At 55.5% G+C, this 23,827-nt stretch carries 26 protein-coding genes; 14 read left to right on the forward strand and 12 right to left on the reverse strand.

Annotated elements, in window-relative coordinates:
- Nucleotides 1-56 precede the first annotated feature (56 nt).
- Both MTX78_RS10710 and MTX78_RS10715 read left to right on the forward strand, forming a co-directional pair.
- A complete protein-coding gene (locus MTX78_RS10710; RefSeq protein WP_243802492.1) occupies nt 57-881 on the forward strand; it encodes a 2,3,4,5-tetrahydropyridine-2,6-dicarboxylate N-succinyltransferase in 825 nt (274 codons plus the stop codon).
- A gap of 126 nt (nt 882-1,007) precedes the next feature.
- Nucleotides 1,008-1,796, forward strand: coding sequence for a hypothetical protein (locus MTX78_RS10715; protein WP_243802494.1), 789 nt, complete (start codon nt 1,008-1,010; stop codon nt 1,794-1,796).
- Between the two features lie 83 nt (nt 1,797-1,879).
- Here the strand turns inward: MTX78_RS10715 and msrA are convergent, their stop codons facing one another.
- Both msrA and MTX78_RS10725 read right to left on the reverse strand, forming a co-directional pair.
- On the reverse strand, nt 1,880-2,419 hold the full coding sequence (gene msrA, locus MTX78_RS10720) for a peptide-methionine (S)-S-oxide reductase MsrA (RefSeq protein ID WP_243802496.1): 540 nt from the start codon (nt 2,417-2,419) through the stop codon (nt 1,880-1,882).
- Nucleotides 2,420-2,596: 177 nt separating this feature from the next.
- Nucleotides 2,597-3,487 carry a 3-hydroxybutyryl-CoA dehydrogenase gene (locus MTX78_RS10725; protein WP_243802498.1) on the reverse strand — a complete coding sequence of 297 codons (891 nt, stop codon included), beginning with the start codon at nt 3,485-3,487 and terminating at the stop codon, nt 2,597-2,599.
- Nucleotides 3,488-3,835: 348 nt separating this feature from the next.
- Here MTX78_RS10725 and MTX78_RS10730 point away from each other — a divergent pair, with 348 nt between their 5' ends.
- Nucleotides 3,836-4,006, forward strand: coding sequence for a lmo0937 family membrane protein (locus MTX78_RS10730; protein ID WP_243802500.1), 171 nt, complete (start codon nt 3,836-3,838; stop codon nt 4,004-4,006).
- A gap of 93 nt (nt 4,007-4,099) precedes the next feature.
- Here the strand turns inward: MTX78_RS10730 and MTX78_RS10735 are convergent, their stop codons facing one another.
- Nucleotides 4,100-4,927, reverse strand: a complete 828-nt coding sequence (locus MTX78_RS10735; protein ID WP_243802502.1) for a hypothetical protein — start codon at nt 4,925-4,927, stop codon at nt 4,100-4,102.
- 17 nt (nt 4,928-4,944) lie between these two features.
- Nucleotides 4,945-6,567, reverse strand: a complete 1,623-nt coding sequence (locus MTX78_RS10740) for an ABC-F family ATP-binding cassette domain-containing protein (RefSeq protein ID WP_243802504.1) — start codon at nt 6,565-6,567, stop codon at nt 4,945-4,947.
- Nucleotides 6,568-7,285: 718 nt separating this feature from the next.
- Here MTX78_RS10740 and MTX78_RS10745 point away from each other — a divergent pair.
- Together MTX78_RS10745 and MTX78_RS10750 are read left to right on the forward strand one after the other, a co-directional pair.
- On the forward strand, nt 7,286-7,756 hold the full coding sequence (locus MTX78_RS10745; RefSeq protein ID WP_243802506.1) for a hypothetical protein: 471 nt from the start codon (nt 7,286-7,288) through the stop codon (nt 7,754-7,756).
- Between the two features lie 218 nt (nt 7,757-7,974).
- On the forward strand, nt 7,975-8,379 hold the full coding sequence (locus MTX78_RS10750) for a hypothetical protein (protein ID WP_243802508.1): 405 nt from the start codon (nt 7,975-7,977) through the stop codon (nt 8,377-8,379).
- Between the two features lie 191 nt (nt 8,380-8,570).
- On the opposite strand, the gene MTX78_RS10755 is transcribed toward MTX78_RS10750, so the two are convergent.
- Both MTX78_RS10755 and MTX78_RS10760 read right to left on the reverse strand, forming a co-directional pair.
- A complete protein-coding gene (locus tag MTX78_RS10755) occupies nt 8,571-8,957 on the reverse strand; it encodes a hypothetical protein (RefSeq protein ID WP_243802510.1) in 387 nt (128 codons plus the stop codon).
- 75 nt (nt 8,958-9,032) lie between these two features.
- Complete coding sequence (locus MTX78_RS10760; RefSeq protein ID WP_243802512.1) at nt 9,033-9,239, reverse strand: hypothetical protein; 207 nt, start codon at nt 9,237-9,239, stop codon at nt 9,033-9,035.
- Between MTX78_RS10760 and MTX78_RS10765 the strand changes: the two genes are divergently transcribed.
- Nucleotides 9,238-9,897, forward strand: coding sequence for a murein L,D-transpeptidase catalytic domain family protein (locus MTX78_RS10765; protein ID WP_243802514.1), 660 nt, complete (start codon nt 9,238-9,240; stop codon nt 9,895-9,897). The two genes, MTX78_RS10760 and MTX78_RS10765, sit on opposite strands and share 2 nt — an antisense overlap.
- 101 nt (nt 9,898-9,998) lie before the next feature.
- Here the strand turns inward: MTX78_RS10765 and MTX78_RS10770 are convergent, their stop codons facing one another.
- Entirely contained in the window at nt 9,999-10,193 is a 195-nt protein-coding gene (locus tag MTX78_RS10770; RefSeq protein WP_243802516.1) for a hypothetical protein, read from the reverse strand.
- 177 nt (nt 10,194-10,370) lie between these two features.
- Between MTX78_RS10770 and MTX78_RS10775 the strand changes: the two genes are divergently transcribed.
- Together MTX78_RS10775 and MTX78_RS10780 are read left to right on the forward strand one after the other, a co-directional pair.
- Nucleotides 10,371-11,180 carry a M48 family metallopeptidase gene (locus MTX78_RS10775; protein ID WP_243802518.1) on the forward strand — a complete coding sequence of 270 codons (810 nt, stop codon included), beginning with the start codon at nt 10,371-10,373 and terminating at the stop codon, nt 11,178-11,180.
- Nucleotides 11,181-11,221: 41 nt separating this feature from the next.
- Nucleotides 11,222-12,139 (forward strand): diacylglycerol/lipid kinase family protein, encoded by a 918-nt coding sequence (locus MTX78_RS10780; RefSeq protein WP_243802520.1) that lies wholly within the window; start codon nt 11,222-11,224, stop codon nt 12,137-12,139.
- Between the two features lie 59 nt (nt 12,140-12,198).
- Here MTX78_RS10780 and MTX78_RS10785 read toward each other — a convergent pair whose 3' ends face one another.
- From MTX78_RS10785 to MTX78_RS10795, 3 genes are all read right to left on the reverse strand, one after another.
- The gene (locus tag MTX78_RS10785; protein WP_243802522.1) at nt 12,199-13,437 is read right to left on the reverse strand and encodes a metallophosphoesterase; all 1,239 of its coding nucleotides are present in this window, start codon (nt 13,435-13,437) and stop codon (nt 12,199-12,201) included.
- A 128-nt stretch (nt 13,438-13,565) separates the two neighbouring features.
- Complete coding sequence (locus MTX78_RS10790; RefSeq protein ID WP_243802524.1) at nt 13,566-14,198, reverse strand: LON peptidase substrate-binding domain-containing protein; 633 nt, start codon at nt 14,196-14,198, stop codon at nt 13,566-13,568.
- 230 nt (nt 14,199-14,428) lie between these two features.
- Complete coding sequence (locus tag MTX78_RS10795; RefSeq protein ID WP_243802526.1) at nt 14,429-15,451, reverse strand: LacI family DNA-binding transcriptional regulator; 1,023 nt, start codon at nt 15,449-15,451, stop codon at nt 14,429-14,431.
- 305 nt (nt 15,452-15,756) lie between these two features.
- Between MTX78_RS10795 and MTX78_RS10800 the strand changes: the two genes are divergently transcribed.
- From MTX78_RS10800 to MTX78_RS10820, 5 genes are all read left to right on the forward strand, one after another.
- The gene (locus MTX78_RS10800; protein WP_243802528.1) at nt 15,757-16,722 is read left to right on the forward strand and encodes an aldo/keto reductase; all 966 of its coding nucleotides are present in this window, start codon (nt 15,757-15,759) and stop codon (nt 16,720-16,722) included.
- Between the two features lie 11 nt (nt 16,723-16,733).
- Nucleotides 16,734-17,561 carry an amidohydrolase family protein gene (locus MTX78_RS10805; protein ID WP_243802530.1) on the forward strand — a complete coding sequence of 276 codons (828 nt, stop codon included), beginning with the start codon at nt 16,734-16,736 and terminating at the stop codon, nt 17,559-17,561.
- A 49-nt stretch (nt 17,562-17,610) separates the two neighbouring features.
- Nucleotides 17,611-18,621: a zinc-binding alcohol dehydrogenase family protein gene (locus MTX78_RS10810; protein ID WP_243802531.1), complete on the forward strand. Its 1,011-nt coding sequence runs from the start codon at nt 17,611-17,613 to the stop codon at nt 18,619-18,621.
- A gap of 173 nt (nt 18,622-18,794) precedes the next feature.
- Complete coding sequence (mtgA, locus tag MTX78_RS10815) at nt 18,795-19,535, forward strand: monofunctional biosynthetic peptidoglycan transglycosylase (RefSeq protein WP_243802533.1); 741 nt, start codon at nt 18,795-18,797, stop codon at nt 19,533-19,535.
- 53 nt (nt 19,536-19,588) lie between these two features.
- Nucleotides 19,589-20,044: a YybH family protein gene (locus MTX78_RS10820; RefSeq protein ID WP_243802535.1), complete on the forward strand. Its 456-nt coding sequence runs from the start codon at nt 19,589-19,591 to the stop codon at nt 20,042-20,044.
- A 146-nt stretch (nt 20,045-20,190) separates the two neighbouring features.
- On the opposite strand, the gene MTX78_RS10825 is transcribed toward MTX78_RS10820, so the two are convergent.
- Nucleotides 20,191-21,375, reverse strand: coding sequence for an App1 family protein (locus tag MTX78_RS10825; protein WP_243802536.1), 1,185 nt, complete (start codon nt 21,373-21,375; stop codon nt 20,191-20,193).
- 223 nt (nt 21,376-21,598) lie between these two features.
- The gene (locus tag MTX78_RS10830; protein WP_243802538.1) at nt 21,599-22,411 is read right to left on the reverse strand and encodes a M48 family metalloprotease; all 813 of its coding nucleotides are present in this window, start codon (nt 22,409-22,411) and stop codon (nt 21,599-21,601) included.
- A 290-nt stretch (nt 22,412-22,701) separates the two neighbouring features.
- Between MTX78_RS10830 and MTX78_RS10835 the strand changes: the two genes are divergently transcribed.
- On the forward strand, nt 22,702-23,823 hold the full coding sequence (locus MTX78_RS10835; protein ID WP_243802540.1) for a DNA topoisomerase IB: 1,122 nt from the start codon (nt 22,702-22,704) through the stop codon (nt 23,821-23,823).
- Nucleotides 23,824-23,827 lie beyond the last annotated feature (4 nt).

The following is a 23,827-nucleotide window of genomic DNA, read 5'->3' on the forward strand; positions in this document are numbered from 1 at the left end:
GCAACCAGCCGTCAATCAACACGCCATCATCAGTCAGCCATCAACCATCAACATACATGACCAATCTGCAACAAACCATTGAAGCTGCCTGGAACGACCGCAGCCTACTCTCGCAAGCCGCTACTACGGAGGCCATTCAGCACGTTATCGAGGAGCTCGACAAAGGCCGCCTGCGCGTAGCCCAGCCCGCCGCCGACCAAGAAGGAGGATGGTTGGTAAATGACTGGGTGAAAAAAGCCGTCATTCTCTATTTCCCTATCCAACAGATGGAAACCTTGTCGCTGCCACCTTTCGAGTACCGCGACAAAATGCGCCTCAAAACCGATTATGCGGGTCAGGGCGTGCGGGTAGTTCCCCCCGCCACGGCGCGCTATGGTGCTTATCTGGCACCCGGCGTAATTCTGATGCCTAGCTACGTGAACATTGGAGCGTGGGTAGGTGAAGGTACCATGGTGGATACGTGGGCTACCGTAGGCTCGTGTGCCCAAATCGGGGCGGGCGTGCACTTGAGCGGTGGCGTAGGCATTGGCGGCGTATTGGAGCCCGTACAGGCAGCACCGGTTATCGTAGAGGATGGCGCCTTTGTGGGCTCACGCAGCATTCTGGTAGAAGGCTGCTTTGTAGGCAAAGAAGCCGTTATTGGCGCTGGGGTTACCATCACGGGCAGCACCCGCATCATTGACGTGACTGGCGCGGAGCCCAAAGAGTACCGCGGCCACGTACCGGCCCGTTCGGTCGTTATTCCGGGCTCACTGCCCAAGCAGTTCCCGGCCGGTGAGTACCATGTGCCCTGCGCTCTGATCATTGGTCAGCGCAAGCCGAGCACCGACCTGAAAACTAGCCTCAACGACGCCCTGCGCGAGCACAACGTAGCTGTATAACTTTCCGAGCCGAGAGCTTAGATTAGAGGTGAGATTGTAGACCTTGTTTTAGTAATCCCGGCTTTTAGTATCTCAGTTCTACGCTCCCCATTCTCACTTTTAAGTTCTCCGTTCTACTTCATGACCATGAAACTCAGTCCTGCTTCTGCCGCCGAAGCCCGCGAGGAAATTCGCACGTATTTGGCGGGCGAGCTGGAGCGTGCTGCCGCCGACATCCAGACGAAAGTAATTTATAACACGGAGCTGCCGTGGGTGGATGGGCGCAAGCAAATCTGCTACCTAGTGGAATGGGCCGCCGCCAACGGCCCCGATGGTGTGGCACTGGCCGGACCGTATACCTACACGCTGCCCGATATTTCGTCGGCCGAAGCTAAGCGCCTGGGCTCCCTGCACGAGTGGCGCCAGCAGTTGCTTAACCTCTACGCCGGCTGCGAAATAGTGGTGCAGGCCCGGCTGAAACAACCCCTCGTGGATGTGCCCGATCCAACGCGTACCAAGCAGTTACTCGAAGCCCTGCAAAACCCCGCGGCGCCGCGTATTGCCGTTAACTGCTCGGTGCGGGAGTTTATCCGCATCGGTACCGACGAGTACTACATTTTCAACGGCGACTGGGTGCACAACCCAAACTTCTCGTACACGCCCACATTTGGTTTCAAGCCCCGCAAAGCCGACCCTACCTTGGAGCTGCCAGCGCCCGAGGATATCCAAATCAAGCCGCACAAGTTCCTGACGCCAGTGCCCGCCATCGACTCAGATGGGGCGTTGCCGGGCGAAGCGGTTGGCTTTATCATGGTTAAGAATGGGCAGGTGGTGGACGCCAGCTGTTCCCCGCTGGCCCGCAGCGTAGTTGACAAGGTAGCTATGTTCTATTTCCTCGGGAAAGAGCACGGCCCCTTTGCCATCACGCTCACGTAGCAGCGTTTCGTCCTACCGTTAGCTCACAAAAAAAGCCCACCCGGTATACCGGGTGGGCTTTTTGATTGCAGCGCAATGCTGCGTTAGGCGGTGGCCTTTTTGAGTATGTCGCCGAATAGGGCGCGTACCTTTTCTACTTTAGGCCGGGCCACAAACTGGCAGTAAGGCTCGTGGCCGTTCAGCTTGAAGTAGTTCTGGTGGTAATCTTCGGCCGGGTAGAAGCTTTTCAGAGGCTCGATTTCCGTCACGATGGGGTTGTCGAAGGCCTTGGCGTCGTTTAGCTTCTGCTTATACTCCTCGGCCAAGCGGCGTTGCTCATCGTTGTGGTAATACACCCCGGAGCGATACTGCGTGCCGGTATCGTTGCCCTGGCGGTTGAGCGTGGTGGGGTCGTGGGTTTTCCAGAACACCTCCAGTAGCTCCTCGAAGCTAATTACCTTCGGATCATAGGTGATTTGGATGACTTCGGCGTGGCCAGTAAGGCCGCTGCATACTTCCCGGTAGGTAGGATTGGCAATACGGCCGTTGGAATAGCCCGAAACCACTTTCTGTACGCCCTGAAGGTCTTGGAATACGGCTTCTACGCACCAAAAACAGCCGGCTCCGAATGTTGCTAATTGCATGTGGGTAAGGGAAGTTAGTAAGTGACAACTACATTGCTGCTAGAGCTGACAAGTTCTAGCGCAGCAGCAAGAGATACCCTATACGAGTACAACTGTATAAGGTATTTTCCGCCCGAAAGGTTTGCTTTCATCACAACAGTACCTCAGAGCACGGTAGTGCCGCCTGCCAATGTAAGCCTATTTCCGGAACCGCTCCGCCACCACCAGCTCTTTCGAGCCTGCTGTGTATTGGTAGAAGCCCTCCCCCGACTTTACGCCCAAACGGCCAGCCATTACCATGTTCACCAACAGCGGGCAGGGAGCATACTTGGGGTTGCCCAGGCCATCGTGCAACACCCGCAGGATGGCCAAGCAGACATCCAACCCAATGAAATCGGCGAGCTGCAACGGGCCCATCGGGTGGGCCATACCTAGCTTCATCACGGTATCAATTTCCTCGACGCCGGCCACACCCTCAAACAAGCTGATGATGGCCTCATTGATCATCGGCATCAGAATGCGATTGGCAACGAAGCCCGGATAGTCGTTAACCTCAGTAGGCGTTTTGCCGAGCTGCTGCGAAAGATCCATCACCTGCTGGGTCACGGCATCAGAAGTAGCGTAGCCCCGGATTACCTCAACCAGTTTCATAACCGGTACCGGGTTCATGAAGTGCATCCCGATAACCTGGCTGGGACGCTTGGTTACGGCCGCAATCTTGGTGATGGAGATAGAGGAAGTGTTGGAAGCCAGAATAGCCTCTTGCGGGGCGTATTGGTCTAGGTCGCGGAAGATTTGCAGCTTCAACTCCACGTTTTCTGTGGCGGCTTCCACCACCAGCGCTACATTGCGCACGCCTTCGGCTATGCTGGTGTGGGTTTGGATGCGCGCCAGCGTATCGGCTTTGTCGGCCTCCGTAAGGCTGCCTTTGCTGACCTGGCGGTCTATGTTTTTACTGATGGTGAGCAACCCTTTGTCGAGGGCTGGTTGGTTGATGTCAATGAGGGCGACGGAAAACCCGTGCTGGGCGAAGACGTGGGCAATGCCATTGCCCATCGTACCCGAGCCAATAACGGCGACGTGCATCATGCTGCAAACAAAGAAAAAGGTGGGAGGGGGAGGACAAAAGCCGGTCAGTGACCGGGAACGGCAAAGCTACTGTGAAAACTACGGCCCTCAAGATGGTGGCCTGCTTCCAAGCCAGTTATTGAAATTGTTTAAGGAAACCCAAGAAAATTTTTATTGGAATAACCTCTCTCAAATCCATGCAAAGGGCTTTTTTCAGGAAACGCTTCCTGAAATGCCAAGATTTTTTAGTTGCGATATATCCTTTTGTTTACCTCCGCGTACAAATCCGCAGCTCAGCTTACTACGTTGGAAACTCTCTCCCACTAAGCAAAAGCTTTCCTTTCCACCACTCATCCAATCTCCACCACCATGGGAAATCTATTGTACATCATTGCCGTAGTCCTCATCCTGATTTGGGCACTCGGTTTCTTCGGCGTACTAGGCACTGGCATTCAGGGTAACAGCCTGATTCACGTTCTGCTGGTAATTGCCATCATCGCCATCCTGCTACGCGTAATCCGCGGCGGACGCGTAGTCTAGCTCCCGAAAGCAGGTCAAGAGATTTGATCTAATAAAAGCAAAAAAGCGCCTCCCGAAATTCGGGGGCGCTTTTTTTATGGGCTGGGCTTTCAACTATTTGCCCAGATTAACGAGCAAATTGAGGCGTATCTCGGGCTGGCCATACGGAGAAGTGCTGGAACCATCGTTGTTCACGCCATCATTGAAATTATACAGAACGACAATGTCAGCAGCTATTCTGTCGCTGAAAGAGTTGCGGTAGCCAGCTCCTGCCAGTGGCGTTTTAAGCGTTCGGGAAATTTCATATCCCTGCCCTTGTAAACCGAATTTTGCGGTAGTGCGGGTTACTTCGTACTCAGCATGCAAAAAGAATTGCTTGTACACCATGTACTGGGCAAAGGCTTTGAGTCCGAAGTTGTTGGATATAACCTTGGCCGGGTAGTTGAACACCTGCTGATTATAATCAGAGTACTGAATATTGGTGTACGAGTAGCTAATACCAGGACCTACCGAGAACTTCTCTGTAAGTCGGATACCAAGCGCCGGAGCAATGCTGGCATTGAACTGCCCGTCGCCGTAATAGCTGGTATAGCCCAGCCCGAAGTTGGTGTACAGGAAGTACTTACGCAACGGTGGGGGCGGGGCCGCTACGCCTGGCCGCTGCGGCAACTCCAGGCCCGATGGGCTGCTGGTAGAAGGCCGAGACGGAATCGGCTCGTTGGCGGGTGGCGGGGCCGGAACCGGTACCTGCTGCTCCTGTTGACGAGGAGCGGGCGTGGTGGGGGTAGGGGCTGGCCGTGGCGCCGTGCCGGGAGGAGCCGTGTTCAACTGAGGCTTCGCCGTTGAGGTGCTGTCGGTGCGCTGGGCAAAAGCCGTGGGGGCTGCCAATAACCCGGCGCCAACCAGGAAAACTGTTGATAAGGAGCGTTGCAGAGCGTTCATACCGAATGGTAACGCAGTTAGGAGACGAGTTGGTATTTGCGCTGGCGAAGCGCTTTGATGTTTTCATCGGCCAAATACTCCTCGTAGGTCATGCGCCGGTCGATGATACCGTCGGGCGTAAGCTCTATGATGCGGTTGGCCACCGTTTGGATGAATTGTAAGTCGTGCGAAGCGAACAGCAGCGTGCCGCCGAACTCGCCGAGGCTGTTGTTTAAAGCAGTGATGCTTTCCAGGTCCAAATGGTTGGTTGGGTCATCCAAAACCAGCACATTTCCCGACTCCATCATCATCTTGCTGAGCATGCACCGCACCTTCTCGCCACCGCTTAGTACGTTGCTCTTCTTCTGCGACTCCTCGCCTGAGAATAGCATCCGACCCAAGAAGCCCCGAATAAACGATTCGTCTTTCTCGGTTGAGTATTGCCGCAGCCAGTCCACCAGGTTGAGGTCCGTGTCAAAGAATTCGGAGTTTTCTTTGGGGAAATACGAAGGCGTGATAGTGGTACCCCACTTGAAGTCCCCAGTATCGGGCCGGATTTGCTCGAACAGAATGTCGAAGAGCAGGGAAGCCGCCCGGTCGTCGCGGCCGATGATAGCCACTTTGTCTTTCTTGTCGAGCGAGAACGACACGTTGCCGAACACCTTTTGGCCATCCACCTTTTTGCTTAGGTTTTCTACGGTGAGCAGCTGGTTGCCGGCTTCGCGCTCTGGCTTGAAGGCAATGTAGGGGTACTTGCGTGAGCTAGGCTTGATTTCCTCCAGGGTAAGCTTTTGAAGCAGCTTCTGGCGCGAAGTGGCCTGCTTACTCTTCGAGGCGTTGGCCGAGAAGCGGCGCACAAATTCTTCCAGCTCTTTGCGCTTGTCTTCGGTCTTCTTGTTCACGTCCTGCCGCTGTCGCATAGCCAACTGCGACGACTCATACCAGAACGAGTAGTTGCCAGGATACATCGTGATTTTCGAGAAGTCCAGATCAGCCATGTAGTTACACACAGCGTCAAGGAAGTGACGGTCGTGGCTTACCACAATCACCGTGTTCTGGAACGAATCGAGGAAGTTCTCCAGCCACAGCACGGTTTCGGCGTCGAGGCCGTTGGTAGGCTCGTCAAGCAGCAGTACGTCGGGGTTGCCGAACAACGCTTGAGCCAGCAACACGCGCACCTTGTCGGAGCCGCCTAGGTCGCCCATGAGCGTGTAGTGCTTGTCTTCACCGATGCCGAGGCCCGACAAGAGTTCCGCTGCTTCGTACTCGGCGTTCCAGCCTTCGAGGTCAGCAAACTCGCCTTCCAACTCGGCTGCCCGTTCGCCGTCGGCATCCGAAAAATCAGCTTTGGCGTAGAGGGCGTCTTTTTCTTCCATCACCTTCCACAGCCGGTGGTGCCCCCGAATAACCGTTTGCAGCACAGGATAAGCATCATAGGCAAACTGGTCCTGGCGCAGAACGGAAAGACGAGCGTTGGGCGGCATGGTAACTGAGCCTGTGTTGGGCTCAATCTCGCCCGACAGAATCTTCAGAAAAGTGGATTTGCCGGCACCGTTGGCCCCAATGAGGCCATACACGTTGCCCGGCATGAACTTAATCGTAACGTCTTCAAACAATACACGCTTGCCATAGCGCAGACTGACGTTGGAGGTGCTGATCATATATAAAGAAAAGACGGAAAACAGGGAAAAGCGAGTGGAGTCTCGACTGCAAGGAAGTAGCCGGCACGCAAAAATAAGGAAAATGTACGCGTGCCAGCTTTAGCGCAAGGTTTTATGAATAAACACTTTATGGAAGATAGTAACTAAGTGCTGTAGCGAGAGGGGCAACCCTAGTGCCTGTAAGCACAATCAACCAACCACTACAACCAGCCAGTATGCCTTGCAGCAAAAGGAATTAAAGAACGAGCAAGGGCCATGAGACTCACTCAACTGCGCTTGCTCGTTTGCTTACTGCAACACCCTAAGCGGGATACATGTTCCCCAATCCTCTATTCGCTCTTTTCTAGTGAGCAGTACCGTTTTTCCGTGCTTCTGTATCTCAGCCTACACGTGCCACCATAGCCTGCAAATGCCCTACGGAACGGTCCTGCATGTAGCTTCTATGACCATCAGCTACGCCTCACGCAGCCCCACTGTAGGAGCAAGGAATAGGCATTGTAAGTACCAACTCAGCACAGGCGACTAGGCAAAGCACAGAGTGTAACGCATTGATTTTTATTGGTCTATTGAAAAAAATGGCGTTCAACCCAACAACAGCAAGGAAAATACGGTATTAGAGAAAGAAGAACATCAAGCAATGGCAACGCCCTGATCAATAGGGGTCAAGACCTTGATGTTCCACTCTCACGACCCTCCCAACCTAAACACGAACTTTGCTATGAACGACAACCGCATTACCCCCGAAACCAACGGAGTCCGCTTTGGCTTGCTAACGGCAGCCGCCCTGATTGTCTATACCCTGATTGCGGTTTTCGCAGGTTTCTTCGACAATCTAGCAGCTGGCAGCTTCAACCTTATTATTCTAGCTATTGGTATATCCATGGCTATTGCCAACTTCAAACGCGTCAAAGAAGACCGGATGCCTTATCTGGCTGGCTTCGGAACAGGCATTGTTACGGCTATGGTAGCCAGCTTGGGTTTAGGATTTTTCTTTATTCTTGTTAGTACTGTCAAGCCTGACATGCTTAACCTGACCCATGCTCGTGACTTGTTCGGGTACGATCTGTCGGCGTTGATGGCCTTCCTGGCCATTGTGTTGATGGGCAGCCTAGGTGGCGCCATTATCTCGCTGGTGGCTATGCAGTACTTTAAAAGCCCTGACCATAAGCCTGTTGAAGGCATAGAATAGCCTTGCAACATCATAGTAAAGTCCGGCTTCAGCAATGAGGCCGGACTTTTTTTGTGGTCAAGCACTACGTTGCTGTGAATGAAAGAGTGATTAGTAATATTAAAACAAAAAAATTGTTTTTTTTGTTGTTGCTGTAACTTTAGTAACATATATTTGTATTAAAGGCAGCGAGTATAACGCTACCGTCCTTTTTCCTCTGCTCCTTTTTTCTGCTGACCATGAAATTCCTCTTCACAACTTTACTGCTAGCATTTGGCCTGAGTGGTGTTGCCAATGCACAAAAGCAGGATCGGCATGCCGAACTGCCCGGCACCGGTGGGCCTTCTTCCGCGCAACTCAGCGAGACAACCCGACAGATGTGTAATTCTCTACGCCTCAACGAAGGGCAATACATTCGCCTACGAGCTATCAATAAAATCAAGGCTACTCGTCTTGACGAGATCATCTGGCAGTACAAAGACGACTTGACGGAGCAGCGCATTCGCATCAGCGAACTAGAGGCCCAATACGAGGCAGAATGCGGCCGTATTCTTACGCCCTCTCAACTCAGCATGCTGCACAGCGAGCAGCAGCATGATAGCGTTCCGGTTAGTTCAGACCCTACAGAAGGTGGTATAGGCTAAGCCAACTAACACTGTAGCAGTTTCAAGAAATCCTGCTGTGAAAACAATAAAAAGGCGGCTCCCATACGGGAGCCGCCTTTTTTGCGTTATAGATAAAACTCAGGGAGACAAACAGTCCACCGCCGTCCCACCAGGTGAAGCTGAGTGGGTAGATATGCTATGGGGCGTATTTGATAAGTTATATTTAGTTGCTATAACGGCTGCTCTGTTAGCACCTCGGTAACGGTTCCGAGCGACCCGAAATGAATACGGAGCTTGTTGGCCGCAGAACGTCGGTGGCTAGGCTCGCATTGGGGGCCAGGTACCAGGTAGTAGTAGTAGGTCTTCTCGGTTTGCTCGGCCAGCTCTTCTTCGTCCGGACGGCCTAGCAAGGACTCTACCGTGGCTGTGGTGCTACCGTATAGCTCCTCTTTTGCTTGTAAAAAGGCTTTGGCCTGCGTAGCTCGACGGTTTTGGCAAGCGAAGGGGTCTTGGCGCCAAGCGGCTGTATCAAGGCCCGGCAAAACTGGACGGGAGCGGTTGCAGGCAGCCATTAAAAGCAGGCCAGAACTTAACAGGGAAAGACGACGAAGCAACATAAACTGTAGGTGGTGGGAACTGGTAGGCTGCCGAAAAGAGTTGCAGCCAGTAGAAGAAGTTGCGCTAAAGTACTATTATTGTAATTCCGGCTTCACTGGCCCGGGCCAGCTGTTGCTCTTTTTCTCTTGTCCGACTCCGTAGCCGATGACCAAGATAACAACTGTTTTCACCGCGCTTTTCTTTACGGCGTGTCTTGTTTTTTCTTCTGTTGCTTCCAGTTCCGGGGCGCTTGAAGCACCCAAGCCAGGCATAAGCGCGCCGATGCGGCGGGCACTGTACATGGCTGCTTTCGAGCAGCATGTCCTGACGAGCTACACCAAGGCCAAGCTAGTGAATTACGGTTTGCCGGCCAACGTATACCGGGAGGCACTGATGGGCTATTATCGTCTCAGCCAAAGTGGGCAGGCCTCGGCTAGCCGACAGACACTTACCGTTGTAGACTTCGAGCGCCCCAGCCGGGAAAAGCGGTTATGGGTTATCGACCTCAAAAACCAAACAGTGCTGTTTCATACGCTGGTTGCTCACGGCAAAAACACCGGAGCCGACCTGGCCCGCACCTTCTCGAACCGCGAAGGGTCTGAAATGAGCAGCCTAGGCTTTTATACTACGGGCGCTACCTACCAAGGCAAGCACGGGTTATCGTTGAAGCTGAACGGCCGTGACCCGGGCTACAACACCAACGCTTACAACCGGGCCGTGGTGGTGCACGGTGCCGACTACGTAAGCGAGCAATTTGTGCGGCAGCATGGTCGCTTGGGCCGGAGCCAAGGTTGCCCGGCGTTGCCAGTCAACCAGAGCGCTGCCATCATCCAGGCTATAAAAGGAGGCACCGTATTGTATGTGCACGGCCCCAATGAAGTGTCTTACCGCTCCGAGTGGTTGCAGCTAGATCCAGCGCTATTGGCATTTGCACAGCAGCAAGGCCTAACGGGCAGCTGAAAGTAAGAGGGCTGCGCTGCGCCTGAAAAACGCGTATCCCCGGCTCTTTGGTCGCCTGCCTCACTACAAGCAGTTGACCCAAGAAGCCGGGGATACGTGTTTTAGGCCCGGTCGCTGGTAGTTTTTACCAGGTTGATACCGGCGAAAAAGAAAATTAGGCCCACGCCGAAAGGAACCAGAGAGTTGATTTTGCTGAGGTTGATGCCGGCTACATGCAGGAAGCCAAGGGCTCCGTAAATAATACCGATGATGCCGAGAATGGTGAGCAGGGAGCCGAAGGTGCGTTTCTGGTTCATAATGGTGCTGAAATAAGAGTATGTGAAAAAACAGGAAAAGGGAGAATGAGCCTGATACGGGAATAACTAGCATTTGGGTATATAGCTCCCCGGCAACCCTAGTACCGAAGGTGCGTTACAAGCCCAACAGCCCATTGCGAGGCTGAAATTTGTCCTGCTTTTTTCTGCTATTGTACCATGAGAGGAAATCTTCGTTACATCATTGCCCTGCTAATGGCGGGCTTCACCCTGGTCACCTACTACTGCAAACGGTCAGTGAACGAAGTAACCGGCGAGGTGCAACACGTAGACATGACCGCCGATCAGGAAATAGCCCTCGGCCTGCAGGCTGCTCCCCAAATGGCGCAGCAATACGGTGGCTTGCACCCCAACCGCGAGGCGGCCGCCCGCGTCGAGCAGATCGGCCAACAGATTGTACGCACCACCAAGGCGAGCCAAAGCCCCTACAAATTCCAGTTTCATCTACTGGCCGACGAGAATACCATCAACGCTTTTGCGTTGCCAGGTGGCCAGATTTTTATTACGGCGGGGTTGCTGAAGCACCTCAAAACAGAAGGGCAAGTGGCTGGCGTGCTAGCGCACGAAATCGGGCACGTAGTGGGCCGCCACTCTGCCGAGCAGATTGCCAAATCCAAGCTGACGCAAGGCCTAACCGGCGCGGCTGCCATTGGTATGTATGACCCCGACCGGCCCGGCACGATGGCCGCCTCGGCCGCTGCTGCCATGGTTGGTAAGTTGATGACGCTCCGTTTCGGCCGCAACGACGAACTGGAAGCCGACCGGCTAGCCGTGGATTACACCCCTCAGGCCGGCTACGATCCGCGCGCAATGATACAGGTGATGCAAATCCTGGAACAAAACGGTGGCAGCGGCCGGCAGCCCGAGTTTATGAGCACGCACCCTAACCCTGGCAACCGTATTGGGCAATTGGAGCAGGAAATAGCCGCCGAGTTTCCACAGGGAATGCCCGGCAATCTGAAGCCCTAACGTCGCCTTCCATTTCACCAGCATTTCGCCACGTATCCTCCATGACTGCCACCACTCCCAATTTGCTTCTTTACCTGTTGTTCGTCCTGAACCCTATTTCCGGCGACCTGGATAAAGCGGAGTTAGAGCAGACCCTGACCGACTACTGCACCGAGCGGGGCCGCACGGCCAGTTTCTACCACACCACTGGCACCGACGACCTTGATAAGTTGCGCGAGCACCTCCGGCAGCACACCTATGATGCGGTTTTTGCGGCGGGTGGCGACGGAACCGTGAGCTTAGTGGCCGAGGCCCTGCTGGGCCAATCGGTTCCGCTGGGCATTGTGCCATTGGGTTCCGGCAACGGACTTTCCAAAGACTTAGGCATTCCGCAGGACGTGGATGAGGCATTGCAATTAATATGGCGCCACGAAGAGCGCATCATTGATACCCTACAGGTAGGAGGCAACTTCTCGGCTCACTTAGCTGACCTAGGCTTCAACGCCTTGGTGGTGCAGCGCTTCGATGAAGGCGATACGCGTGGGCCGGGGGCCTATGTGCGCATTGCCACCCAAGAGTATCTGGGCTACGAACCGGCTAGCTACCACATCGAAACCGACTTGGAAACTTGGGATGGAGCTGCTTTCATGGTCACGATAGCCAACGCCAACACGTTTGGTAGCAACGTGGTCATCAACCCAGACAGTGACCTAGACGACGGGCAGTTCGAAATTTGCTTGATAGAGCCGTTTCCGAACGCCGCTGCCCCTGGTATCCTCTTCGACCTCTACACCAGCGCCTTCGACACTTCACTGTACACGCGCCGCTTGTGCTGCCGGCGGGCCAGCATCTCGGTGCCAGGTGCCGAGGAGGTATTGGTGCAAATTGATGGAGAGCCCAAAATGCTGCCTAACCCCGTAGCCATCGAAATCAACCCCAAGAGTCTACGGGTGCTTGTGCCGCTAACCACCGCTTCTTAAAAGCGGCTTGCAACACCGAAGAGCATTGCTATGAGCAACGAGCCAGCAACTAACGCTTACTATCGTTTGGTTGCTGGCTCGTTGATGATGGCCGTAGCCACCACGGGAGGAGATACTATCGGGCCGGGCAAGAGGCGTTGCCGAAATACCTCGGCGGTTTCGCTGGTGGTGGCTGGTTCCAAGGTGCGCAGCCAGGTTTCGCCGGTAGCATAGAAGTCGAGGCTGAAGAAGCCTTTGTGTTCGTGCACAAACGTGGCGTTGCCGCCCTTCTGCACGAATGCGGTTTTGCTGCCCGCGCCGCTTACCAGATAATGGCCACCGTGCCGCTGGAAGTATTGCAAATTATGGTCGTGGCCGGCAGCGTACATGATATTCGGAAACTGGCGCAGCACCCGTAACAACCGCCGCCGCATCTTGCGGTACCGGGGGTGGGCCATGTCTTCGGCAGCGCCCACCACCTTGCGGTAGAGCGGCAGCAACGACCCAATGAGAGGCAGCGGCACGTACGCACGCTTGTACACCGTGGTCAGTGGGAACACATGCTGCTTGGCCGTGAACTTGCCGCCGTGCAGCGCATTAGAATACAGTGGGTGGTGTCCGGCCACCAGAATGCGCTGGTGACAGTTAGCGCTCAATAGCTTGTGCAGCTGCTGAAAGGGTTCCTTGGGGTCAGAGGCCGGACGGGCGCCGTTTTGCACCCACCATTGGGTGTTGAGCACCACCAACAGCACATTATCGGCAAGCTGCACGCTAACCGGGCCAGGCGTGCCACCTGCAGGCAAATACAGCGCGGTAGGCAGCTGCTCGGCAATGTAGGCTTCCTGACGCAGCAAGTAGGCATAGCCGTCAGGCCGGCCTTTGTTCCAGTCGTGGTTGCCGCTCAGAAATACTACCCGGCCGGGAAAAACCCGTAGGGCGTCGAGCAACGCGTCGAGGCGCTTTTCGGCGGCAGCGCGGTTCGGACTGTCGGCGGCCGGCAAGCCAGTGGGGTATATATTGTCGCCGAGAATGATAATAGTGCCTGCCGGGCCAGTTTCCTGCTGCCAGCTAGCTAAGAGTTGCAAAATAGGGTCAGTGCCGTCGGTGGCTAGCGCGCCCGGGTCACCCAGCAAGGCAATCCGATGCTGGGGCGGCGTTGTCGCATCGGGGGCGTGCAATAGCCAGTCGTTGTAGGCGGGGGCTATGTAAGGACGGCGTCGGTAGTTGCGCTCCTGCCAATAACGCACAAGTAGCCACAGGCCCGTGAGCACAGCGGCCGTAAGAGTGGCGTAGAGTAAGAGGGAAGGGAAGGCAGGCAACGCAAAGGAATAAACGGTATTGGCTTCTATACGTGAAAGCCAGTGGCCTACGTTTAGTTACAAGCAAGTAGCTGGTTGTTTTGTTGCCGAAACCACTTCGCCGCACCGCTAGCCTTGTTTTGCGCGCATCAAAAGTTGGGCGGCGTCAGGTTTTTGAAGTGCCCGTTCAACCGCACCCGCTCTTTCAACCGCTCGGTTTCCAGCAGCACTGGCAGAATGTGCTCTAGGTGTTCCAGCACTATTTCCTGCCGCTCCGCCTCGGTTTGGGCTTCTAAAAGCTGATATTCCTGTTCGGTGCTCAAGCCTAGGTGATGCGCCACATCATAGATTCGGTAGTTGGCGGGAAGTTCTTGCATCAACTTGCGTAGCCCTAATACGTCGTAGAGCTGCTGTAGCTGGGCCGAGATGCGCGTTTGCAGAACAACATCTATGTGGTCGTCATCCACTAGGTCTTCCACTAGCGCGCCGGCATACAGCTTGCCCGGTGCCTGCCGGTAAAATTCCTCGACTCGAAACAGTCCTACTGCCTGCGTGCGGATGTCCATTTCGCCACTTGCGTAGTTTTTTTCCACGTCAATCAGCCGCATTTCGGTGCCTAGTGGGCTTACCGATTCGTTTAGAAAGGGTGGAATCCCAAAGGTGATGCCTTCGCTTAGACAGTCGCGCACCAGCTGGCGGTAGCGCGGCTCGAAAATGTGCAGATTTAACTTCTCGCCGGGGAATACCACGAGGTTAAGCGGAAACAAAGCAAGCTGGCGCATAGAGCGAGGTAAAGAGTACTGACTGCTGAGGTTGGCATACGTGCCAGGCCAGCATCAGGTGAGACAAAACTACAGGCGTGAAGTTGCCCCGAAAGCCAGTTGCTGGGCTGCAAGTTGGCCTTGGGGCAAGCTACAAACAAAAAGAGCACCGACTTGGCAGCTCAACAGTCAATTTGTTTGCTGCTGCCTGGTGCGGCTTACGTCTACAGCCACCGTGGCTACGCCCTTCCCTACACCGCCCGGCTAGAAGACTCCCGCACAACCAACTGGGTGGTAAGCACCTGCTGGCGAGGCTGTATAGGCGTCTTAGCGTCCATTTGCGCCAAAAACAGCAGCGCCGCTTCCCGGCCCATTTCGTACGTCGGGTGCATCACAGACGTCAGCGTGGGCTCCACTACGGTGGCGTGAAACTCGTCGGTGAAACCAACCAGCCCTACGTCTTCGGGAATGCGCAGGTGCTGCCGCTTGATTTCTTTCATAGCCGCGAAGGCAGCAGTGTCGTTGACCCCGAAAATAGCGTCGGGTGGGGGAGAAAGGGCGAGCAACTGCTGCGTAGCGGCTGTTGCGCTGGCAATACTAAGGTCGCAATGGACCAGGAGGTCTTCCTCGAAAGGCAGGCCGCACTCTTGGAGGCCCTGCTGATAGCCCGCTATTCGTTCGCGCGTGATGTTGAGCTGAGCTGGGCCGGCAATGTGGGCTATGCGGCGGTAGCCACTCTCAAAGAAGTGCTGCGTGATGCGGCGAGCGGCCTCTTGGTTGTCTACCACCACGGTGGCCACTTCCTCGGGGCGGCATACCCGGTCGAAAAACACGAGTGGTATCTCGGCTTCCAGTAGATGATTGAAGTGGGCGTAGTCCTGGGTTTCCTGCGCCAAACACATGATAATGCCGTCCACACGCAATTTAAGCAGGTTTTCCAAGCACTCTTTTTCCTTCTCGTAGCTCTCGTAGCTGCACCGAATCACGATGTAGTAGCCGTGTTCGTTGGCTAAGCTCTCGATGCCGCTGATAATAGACGAGAAGAAATAAGTAACTAAATCAGGCACGATGACGCCTATGGTGTTGGTCCGGTCTTTCAGCAACCCAATGGCTAGCGGATTAGGCGTGTATTGCAGCTCCTGCGCCAGCTGCTGCACTCGCTGCGTGACCTCCGGGCCAATGTCGGGGTGGTTGCGAAGAGCCCGCGAAACCGTGGACATCGACACGTTCAGAGCTTGCGCTAGGGTTTTCAAGGAAACGTGTCGTTTGCTCATATCTCGGCTCTTTGAAGGGTAAACATAAGCGAGATTCGACATTTTTTGCGAAAGCAACTTGATGTTAGAGTACTCAAAGTCTTTAGCTGTGCTTTTGCGTGCCGTTCCAACCCGTCCCGATCAAGCATGCGGCGAATGCTAGCAGTACACTAGCGCAACGGTCTTGACCTGGGATGTTTTGCTAATACAAGTCTCGCAAAGGTTTGCGCAAAGCGTTGTGTAAGTATTTTATAAGCAATCAATTGTGCGGCTCAGGGAGGCTTCTAATTTTGTTCGGACAGGGCTGTGTGGTTGACGGCCGAAAAATGATTGATTCACCTTCTTTTCCCGCGGCTACCATGCAGTACCGAAAGCTAGGCAACACAGGAATGGAGGTTTCCTGCTTGAGTTTGGGTGCTTCCTCATTAGGGGGCGTGTTTCATGCTATCGACGAAGCACAGGGAATTGCAACCGTCTGCGCTGCCGTTGAACAGGGCATAAACTTTATTGATGTAGCCCCTTACTACGGATTCCAGAAAGCTGAACTCGTGCTAGGTAAGGCGCTGCAACATATTCCGCGCGACAAGTACTATCTGTCGACCAAGGTAGGCCGCTACGGGCAGGACGGAGTGAAAAGCTGGGACTATAGTGCTACCCGGGCTATCCGCAGCGTAGAAGAGAGCTTAGCGCGCCTACAGGTCGACTACATCGACCTGCTGAATGTGCACGATATCGAGTTCAGCGACTTAGACCAAGTGGTGGGCGAAACCATACCGGCGCTCCAGTCGCTGAAGGCAATGGGCGTGATTGGTCATGTTGGTATCACGGGGTTACCGCTAGAGAAATTTCGGCAGGTGATTGACCGGGTACCGGCCGGCACGGTGGAAACGGTGCTGTCTTTCTGCCACTACTGCCTCAACGACGCCACCCTGCTCGACTACCTGCCTTACTTCGAGCAGCACGGGGTAGGAATTATCAACGCCTCGCCCTTGGCCATGGGCATGCTGTCGGAGCGTGGGGCTCCGGACTGGCACCCGGCGTCCGAAGGGTTGAAAGAGCACGCGAAGGCCGCGGCGGCGTTTTGCAAGCGCAATAACTACCCTATCGAGAAGCTGGCCATTCAATTTTCGGTGGCCAATCCTCACATACCCACTACGCTGGTAAGCACCGCCCGCCCCGAAAACATCCTTCGGAACATAGCATGGGCAGCGGAACCGCTAGATCAGGACCTGTTGCAGCAGGTGCAGGGAATCCTGCAGCCCGTACTAAACGAAACCTGGGAAAATTCCTGAAGGCTCTCCTAATGAAGATTGATGCTCATCAGCACTTCTGGCAGTACGACCCAGTACGCGACGCGTGGATAGACAACCACATGGCAGCCATTCAGCGCGACTTTATGCCTACCGATTTGGAACCCCTGCTTGCCCTGCACGGCCTGGATGGGTGCGTGGCAGTGCAGTCCGATCAATCAGAGGCGGAAAACGAGTTTCAGCTAACTAACGCCGCGCAACACAACTTTATTAAAGGGGTAGTAGGGTGGGTTGATTTGCAGGCCGCCAACATCGAGGAGCGGCTAGCTTACTACAGTCAATTCGAGAAGCTGAAGGGGTTTCGCCATGTGCTACAGGGCGAGCCTAACCGGGCCCTGATGCTGACGCCCACCTTTCGCCGGGGCATTGCAGCTCTCCAGCCGCACGGCTTCACCTACGACCTGCTTATTTTCCCTGATCAGCTCGGTTACGCGCAGGAATTGGTGGCGGCTTTCCCCAATCAAGCGTTTGTGCTCGACCACATTGCCAAGCCCAACATCAGGGCTAAAGCGCTAGAAGCCTGGGAAAAAAACTTTCGGGCCCTAGCCGCTCACGAAAACGTCTGCTGCAAAGTATCGGGCATGGTAACGGAGGCTGATTGGCAGAACTGGCAACCCCAGGACTTTCGGCCTTACCTAGATATTGTGTTCGAAGCCTACGGCCCAGCCCGGGTGCTGTTTGGTTCTGATTGGCCGGTATGCGCAGTGGCTGGAGGCTATGATGCGGTGGTTGGGCTGGTGCAGCAGTACGTAGCCTCTTTCTCTGAGCAAGAACAGGCATTGTTCTGGGGCGAAAATGCCGCTAGCTGGTATCGGCTCTAAGCAAGCGGTTTGCGCGCTTTCGCCCTCACACCCTTACTCTCCCACATTTATGAATACATTGGTTTGTTTGGAACCCGGCCAGTTTAGCTACGAGGACCGGGCAGTGCCCGTGGCCCAGGAAGGCCAGGCGCTGTTGCGCATCCGGCGGATTGGGATCTGTGGCACTGACTTGCACGCCTACGAGGGAACCCAACCGTTTTTTGCGTATCCGCGGGTGCTGGGGCACGAGCTGGCCGGCGAACTGGTTGCGGCGGTGCCGGGCTTCGAGGCGGGTGAGGCTGTTACGTTTATTCCATATTTCAACTGCGGAACCTGCATTGCCTGTCGGTCGGGCTTGCCGAATTGCTGCACCCACATCAACGTGTGTGGCGTCCACTCCGACGGCGGAATGGGGGAGTACCTGTTGGTGCCGACAACTTCTCTGATTCATGGCCAAGGCTTAAGCTACGACGAGCTGGCGCTGGTGGAACCACTCGCCATTGGGGCCCACGGAGTACGCCGCGCCGCCGTGAAACCCGGCGAATTTGTATTGGTGGTCGGAGCGGGGCCAATTGGGCTGGGCATCATGGAATTCGCGCGTATCGCCGGCGCCCACGTTATTGCCCTCGACATCAACGAGCAGCGTCTTGCTTTCTGCAAAGACCGCCTGCAGGTGGCACACACCATCAACGCCCTGGCTCCTGACGTAACCGAGCAGCTCCGCCACATCACGAACGGCGACATGCCTACCGTGGTAATTGATGCTACGGGCAGTTTGAAGGCCATCAACAACGCCTTCAGCTACCTGGCCCACGGTGGGCGGTATGTACTAGTCGGCTTGCAGAAAGGCGACATCAGCTTCAGCCACCCTGAATTCCATAAGCGCGAAGCCACGTTGATGAGCAGCCGAAACGCTACCCAGGAAGATTTCGAGCACGTAGTGACGTCCATGAAAGCGGGTTTAGTCCAGCCGACCACTTACATCACGCACCGAGTTCCTTTCGCCCAAGTGCAGGCAGAATTTGCCAGTTGGCTCGACCCTCAGACAGGAGTTATTAAAGCCATGGTGGAGCTTGAGTAGCGCCATTTGCTGCATAGTGTAGCGTGGCTTGGCCTGCTTCGCTTCGCACTGAGGACACTTCCAAAGTAGCGCAAACGACAAATGGCTTCTGGTTGCGCGGCGAAAAACGCTACTTTTGCCGCTGCTGTGGCTGTTTTGGCCACGGTCAGCTATACGGGTAATCGGGTTTGGGAGTGGATTATAAAAAAGTGTGGCGGCAGGCGCGGCAGGTCCTGTTGCAAGTGGTAGCCGTAACGTTTCTTACGTCGGTGGCGTGGGTGCTGCTCTACCGTTGGGTGTCGCCGCCTGCTACGTGGCTGATGCTGGATCGGCGGGCTTACGCGCCAATTGGCAAAGGCTATTATGGCATTCAGGAAGACGACCGGCGCATTCGGTATTACTTCAAAAGCCTGGACGAGGTATCACCGCAAGTGCCCCTAGCGCTAATTGCGGCCGAAGACCAGCGTTTTCTATTGCACCACGGCTTCGATGGTAACGCCATGTGGAATGCCGCCAAGTACAACTTCAGCGGCGGTAAAAAGCTACGGGGCGGGAGCACCATTTCGCAGCAAGTAGCTAAAAACGTGTTTTTGTGGCAGGGCCGTAGCTACATCCGCAAAGCTGCCGAAGCCTATTTTACGGTGCTCATCGAGTTGCTGTGGGACAAGCAGCGCATTATGGAAATGTATTTGAGCGTAGCGGAAATGGGCGACTGTACCTTCGGGGTAGAAGCAGCCTCCCAACGGTATTTTCGCAAATCAGCCGACAAAATCACGGCCAGCGAGGCCGCTTTGCTGGCGGGCGTTTTGCCTAACCCGTTGCGTTTCCGGGCCAGCAACCCTGGCCCGCAGGCCCGGGCCAAGCAGCAGCGGGTGCTGCGCAACATGCGCCGACTCGGGGGCAAGGCCTACGTCCGGGAGCTAATCGAGGAGTAGATAAATACCGTGCTGCTGAACGGTCGGCTGCTCATTCTGCTATCTTGGGGCGCATGATGAAGCCTTTTGTACCTACCCTCTGTCTGGCAGCTCTCACGGCCTGCACCTCCGGCAACGCAGGTAGCACCACCGAAACGCCTGCCCAAACGCGCCGCGCTATTACGCAACTGCTGGCCACTCAAACAGCCGCCTGGAACCGAGGCGACGTGGCCGGCTTCATGCAAGGATATTGGCGCTCCGACTCGCTGGTATTCATTGGGAAAAGCGGCCTCACCTACGGCTGGCAGCCCACCCTCGACAACCACCGCCGCAGCTACCCCAACCCCGCCGCAATGGGCCAGCTCCGCTTCGAAGGCTTGCGCGTCACACCCGATGGCCCAGAAGCTGCCCACGTGGTAGGCCGCTGGCACCTCACGCGGCCCGGCCTCGGCGACTTGCAGGGCCATTACCTGCTGGTGCTACGTCACCTCAACGGCCAGTGGGTCATCGTCGCCGACCATTCCAGCTAGGTGTGCCGGGCAGGCAGGGTAGCTACGAAATAGGTGGCGCTATCCCGTAAAAACCGCAAGCCCTTAACGCTCTATGTGGCGTTAAGGGCTTGTTAGATTAAGCGCACTCTCCATGTGTGGTGCGCAAGCGGTGTGCTTGCAGCAACTTACTTCATCACCGGCTCGCCGGTGCCTTCACTATCCAAATCGGTTTCGTCGGTGGCGGTTTCGTCTTTCTGCTTTTCCTGCTCCACTGCTGGAATAGCATCCTGGAAGATTAAACCAACTTTTGCGGCGTGTTCGGCGGCTTGTACGGTGTCCTGCACCAATAACATCTCCACCTTGTCGTTGCGCAGCTCCTCACTGACCCGTTCCACCATGGCGGCGCGGTCGGGGCGCTTGAGAATGTCGCGGATATAAATGGCGAGGATACGGCCGGGGTGGCGGCGTACCACTTCGCGGTAGATGTTGGCATCTTCCTGGCCTGAGTCGCCGATGAGCACGAACTGCAGGTGAGGGTAGGTAAGGAGTAGGTTGTCTATTTCCTTGAGTTTGTGGCCGTGGTGAGCGGTTGCGTCGCCAGTTTTTTTGCCACCTATCTTGAAGTCGCGCAGCAGCAAGGGGCCCGGCGGTATCTCGTTCAACGCCAGAAAGTCTTCCAGCAGGTCGTACAGGTTCCAGGGCGAGCTGCTCACGTAGAAGAAAGGGTTGTTGCGCTTGCCGTTGCGGCCCAGCTGCAACGCCCGGTAAAACTCGGCTACGCCCTTGAAAGGCAGGCGGGAATGCGCATTACGCACCAGCACGGTACGGGCCATCCGCAGCAGATCGGTGGAGGCCGTCTGGATAACTGTATCGTCGAGGTCGGAAATAATGCCGTACTCAGCGTCGGCAGGTGGTATAAGCACGGGGGCAGCGGCGCGCAGGCCCGTGGGGGCAGTGAAGGGGTGAGGCACTTGCTGCAGCAGCACTTCCACCGGGTACCACATGAAGTCGATGGGCTCGGGTAGGCTCTGTGGCTCCATGTTCAGAGTGAAGTAGCCTTCCTCATCGGTCACGACGGGGTGCTCAGTGCCATCAGCGGGCTGCACGAGCAGTTGGGCACCCCCTATTTCGTTGCTCTCGAAACGTCGGTACATGTTCAGCAGGTTCTGCCAGCGCGAATCACCTTCGCCAGGCTCTCCAATGCCTTTGTCGGTGAGCAGCCGGCCCTTTACATAAAGGCGGGTGGCCGTGCCATAGCTGCGGTAGGGCACCAGTTGTAGAGGGTGCAAAAGGCCCAAGCGGGCGCGGGTGCGGGTGATGAGGTCGTCGGCGCGGTCGGCCAAGCTCCCGATCTTGTTGAGTATAGACATAGTCGCAAGTACGCGGGTAGACGGCAATTTGATTCCTCCGATAAGCACTACTGCTAGCTGCTGGTTGGTGTTCCATCTAAAAAGCGAAACCCAAGAGGTCTAGTCAAAACAAAAGGTCAGCCGAATCAACGGCTGACCTTAGTGCATTACAAGTAAAGCGAAATACCGTGGTAGGTCCGGTGGTTGGCCGTTACACTTCAGCGTGAAGCTACCCTGCTAGTGCTTAGATAATGCGCTTCAGTTCATCAAATGCGGCATTCGATACGGAGCGGCTCTGGCAGTTAAGCTGGGTGGCTTTGGCTTGAATGGCTTCAATGCGGGAACCAGGGTTGGGGTGCGTACTCAGGAACTCGGGGGTAGCACTCTGTCCTTGGGCCTCAGACTTGATGAAGAATCCGGCAGCACCGTCGCAGGCGTAGGTGGTTTTGTTGAGGTAGATAACCGAGTACTCATCAGCCTCCTGCTCGTATTCGCGCCCGAATTTCAACTGGCCCAGACCCGCGGCAATCTGCACCAACTGGTTGGGGTCGTCGCCGACCAGCAAACCAAGCAGCGCGCTGATACCATATTGCTGCTGTAGCTGCCGGGTGGTGTGGCGCCGGTCGGCGTGGGTTATTTCGTGGCCCAGTACGCCCGCCAACTGGCTTTCGTTTTCTAGAAATTTAACCAAGCCCGAGAATACGTAGATGTGGCCGCCCGGGGTAGCAAAGGCATTCTGGACGGCATCATCCTTGATGATTTTCACGTCCCAGACGAAGTCGTTGCGGTGTTGCAGCTCGCCGGAGTTCAACACTTTATTCACCACGCCGTCAAGCAGCTCATACGTGCGGCGGTTGGCCGGAGCGGAGCGTTCGAGCAGCTTGCCCTGGGCTCGATACGTGGAATCGGCTTCGGCGGCGGCTTGCTCGCCGAGGGCTATATCATCTTCAACGGAGAACAGCACGGGGTTGCCATTGTCGTCGGTGCAAGCGGCCGTGCCACCCAGGGCGGCGGCCAAAGAAAGTAGGAGTAAGGATTTGCGAGAGAAAAAGCCCATTAGGTAAGCGGATTGGTTGGAATAAAGAGTTGTTGGAACAAGCGGCGCGAATGAAAAAACAGTGCCAAAAACGTTGAAATCGGTACGGTTAGTCGTGCTTTCGAGTTGCTGGGAAGCCTGATGAAGCGGTAGAGGCCGGAGAATCAGGAAGAAAGAATCCGCAGAAAATAAGGTTCAGCTCATCTTGCCTGAGTGATACTGCCTGACAAGAACACCTTTCTGGTCTGTCTGCCGTACACCAATTCCCATCCGTCGTATTGGCGGTTTTGTGTTCCGTCTCATTTGTAGTTATGTCTGCCCTCACGCCGCTGCGTCCAAAAACCAAAAAGAAGCGTCTCGAACCTTTACAAGACTCGCACGAGCTGTACAAAGACCCGGCCCGGCAGGCGGAGCTAGCGGGCCTTCGTTACCGCGCCGACACCAAGCCAGCTTTCACGCGCAAGCCTGGCTCCGACGGCACGTTCACGTACCACAAAGTCAACGGCGAACAAATCACCGACGAGAAGATTCTGGAACGCATCCACAGCTATGTTATCCCGCCTGCCTGGACCGACGTGTGGATTTCCGACTCGGCTACCAGCCATTTGCAAGTAACCGGGCGCGACGCCAAGGGCCGCAAGCAATACCGCTATCATCCGGCCTGGGACCAAGCGCGCAGCCTCACCAAGTTCAGCCGTTTACGCGCATTCGGTGAAAAGCTGGCCGACTTGCGGAAGCAGATGCAAAAAGACTTGGCCCGCCCCCAACTCGACAAAACCAAAGTTATGGCGTTGGTCCTGACGCTCATGGACCGTTCCTACATCCGTATCGGCAACAAGGAATACGCCAAGGAAAACAAAACCTATGGCCTCACCACCCTGCGCGACAAACACGTAGAAGTGACCGGTTCCGATGTGCGGTTTGCTTTCGTAGGCAAAAAAGGAGTGGCCCACGACCTGACGGTGCACGACCGTAAACTGGCTCGGCTTGTGCAGAAGTGCAAAGAAATTCCCGGCCAGCACTTGTTTCAGTACTACACCCCAGACGGGCACCGCGCCGAGCTAGAGTCTGGCGACGTGAACGAGTATTTGCAGGAAGTAACGGGGCTGGCGCTGTCGGCCAAGGACTTTCGTACTTGGGGTGGCACTGTGAAGATGGTGGAGTGCCTGGAAAACGTTATCAACGAAGAGCCGGATTTCCCCAAGCCTAAAAGCCTGAAACGCGCCCTCCAAGATGTAGCCCACGAACTCGGCAACACGCCTACGGTCTGCTCGAAATACTACATTCACCCGCAAGTAGTGGAGCTGTTCAACACCGATAAGCTCATCGACTACCTGCGCCGCCACGACGCCGACCCCACCGAAAACGACTTGCTAACTCCCACCGAACACATGGTGCTCGACATGCTGGCCGAGCTGGAGATGGCGAAGTAGCATC

It is taken from the genome of Hymenobacter tibetensis, from assembly GCF_022827545.1.
GTDB classification, from domain to species: Bacteria; Bacteroidota; Bacteroidia; order Cytophagales; family Hymenobacteraceae; genus Hymenobacter; species Hymenobacter tibetensis.

What these genes read in the sequence shown, in the direction of transcription:
- MTX78_RS10730 (WP_243802500.1), top strand. Translation starts at nt 3,836, where the DNA reads ATGGGAAATCTATTGTACATCATTGCCGTAGTCCTCATCCTGATTTGG.
- MTX78_RS10830 (WP_243802538.1), bottom strand. Translation starts at nt 22,411, where the DNA reads ATGGGCTTTTTCTCTCGCAAATCCTTACTCCTACTTTCTTTGGCCGCC.
- MTX78_RS10710 (WP_243802492.1), top strand. Translation starts at nt 57, where the DNA reads ATGACCAATCTGCAACAAACCATTGAAGCTGCCTGGAACGACCGCAGC.
- MTX78_RS10810 (WP_243802531.1), top strand. Translation starts at nt 17,611, where the DNA reads ATGAATACATTGGTTTGTTTGGAACCCGGCCAGTTTAGCTACGAGGAC.
- MTX78_RS10795 (WP_243802526.1), bottom strand. Translation starts at nt 15,451, where the DNA reads ATGAGCAAACGACACGTTTCCTTGAAAACCCTAGCGCAAGCTCTGAAC.
- MTX78_RS10790 (WP_243802524.1), bottom strand. Translation starts at nt 14,198, where the DNA reads ATGCGCCAGCTTGCTTTGTTTCCGCTTAACCTCGTGGTATTCCCCGGC.
- MTX78_RS10735 (WP_243802502.1), bottom strand. Translation starts at nt 4,927, where the DNA reads ATGAACGCTCTGCAACGCTCCTTATCAACAGTTTTCCTGGTTGGCGCC.
- MTX78_RS10820 (WP_243802535.1), top strand. Translation starts at nt 19,589, where the DNA reads ATGATGAAGCCTTTTGTACCTACCCTCTGTCTGGCAGCTCTCACGGCC.
- MTX78_RS10765 (WP_243802514.1), top strand. Translation starts at nt 9,238, where the DNA reads ATGGCTGCTTTCGAGCAGCATGTCCTGACGAGCTACACCAAGGCCAAG.
- MTX78_RS10835 (WP_243802540.1), top strand. Translation starts at nt 22,702, where the DNA reads ATGTCTGCCCTCACGCCGCTGCGTCCAAAAACCAAAAAGAAGCGTCTC.
- MTX78_RS10740 (WP_243802504.1), bottom strand. Translation starts at nt 6,567, where the DNA reads ATGATCAGCACCTCCAACGTCAGTCTGCGCTATGGCAAGCGTGTATTG.
- MTX78_RS10760 (WP_243802512.1), bottom strand. Translation starts at nt 9,239, where the DNA reads ATGTACAGTGCCCGCCGCATCGGCGCGCTTATGCCTGGCTTGGGTGCT.
- msrA (WP_243802496.1), bottom strand. Translation starts at nt 2,419, where the DNA reads ATGCAATTAGCAACATTCGGAGCCGGCTGTTTTTGGTGCGTAGAAGCC.
- MTX78_RS10775 (WP_243802518.1), top strand. Translation starts at nt 10,371, where the DNA reads ATGAGAGGAAATCTTCGTTACATCATTGCCCTGCTAATGGCGGGCTTC.
- MTX78_RS10825 (WP_243802536.1), bottom strand. Translation starts at nt 21,375, where the DNA reads ATGTCTATACTCAACAAGATCGGGAGCTTGGCCGACCGCGCCGACGAC.
- MTX78_RS10715 (WP_243802494.1), top strand. Translation starts at nt 1,008, where the DNA reads ATGAAACTCAGTCCTGCTTCTGCCGCCGAAGCCCGCGAGGAAATTCGC.
- MTX78_RS10745 (WP_243802506.1), top strand. Translation starts at nt 7,286, where the DNA reads ATGAACGACAACCGCATTACCCCCGAAACCAACGGAGTCCGCTTTGGC.
- MTX78_RS10725 (WP_243802498.1), bottom strand. Translation starts at nt 3,487, where the DNA reads ATGATGCACGTCGCCGTTATTGGCTCGGGTACGATGGGCAATGGCATT.
- MTX78_RS10805 (WP_243802530.1), top strand. Translation starts at nt 16,734, where the DNA reads ATGAAGATTGATGCTCATCAGCACTTCTGGCAGTACGACCCAGTACGC.
- MTX78_RS10750 (WP_243802508.1), top strand. Translation starts at nt 7,975, where the DNA reads ATGAAATTCCTCTTCACAACTTTACTGCTAGCATTTGGCCTGAGTGGT.
- MTX78_RS10755 (WP_243802510.1), bottom strand. Translation starts at nt 8,957, where the DNA reads ATGTTGCTTCGTCGTCTTTCCCTGTTAAGTTCTGGCCTGCTTTTAATG.
- MTX78_RS10770 (WP_243802516.1), bottom strand. Translation starts at nt 10,193, where the DNA reads ATGAACCAGAAACGCACCTTCGGCTCCCTGCTCACCATTCTCGGCATC.
- MTX78_RS10800 (WP_243802528.1), top strand. Translation starts at nt 15,757, where the DNA reads ATGATTGATTCACCTTCTTTTCCCGCGGCTACCATGCAGTACCGAAAG.
- MTX78_RS10780 (WP_243802520.1), top strand. Translation starts at nt 11,222, where the DNA reads ATGACTGCCACCACTCCCAATTTGCTTCTTTACCTGTTGTTCGTCCTG.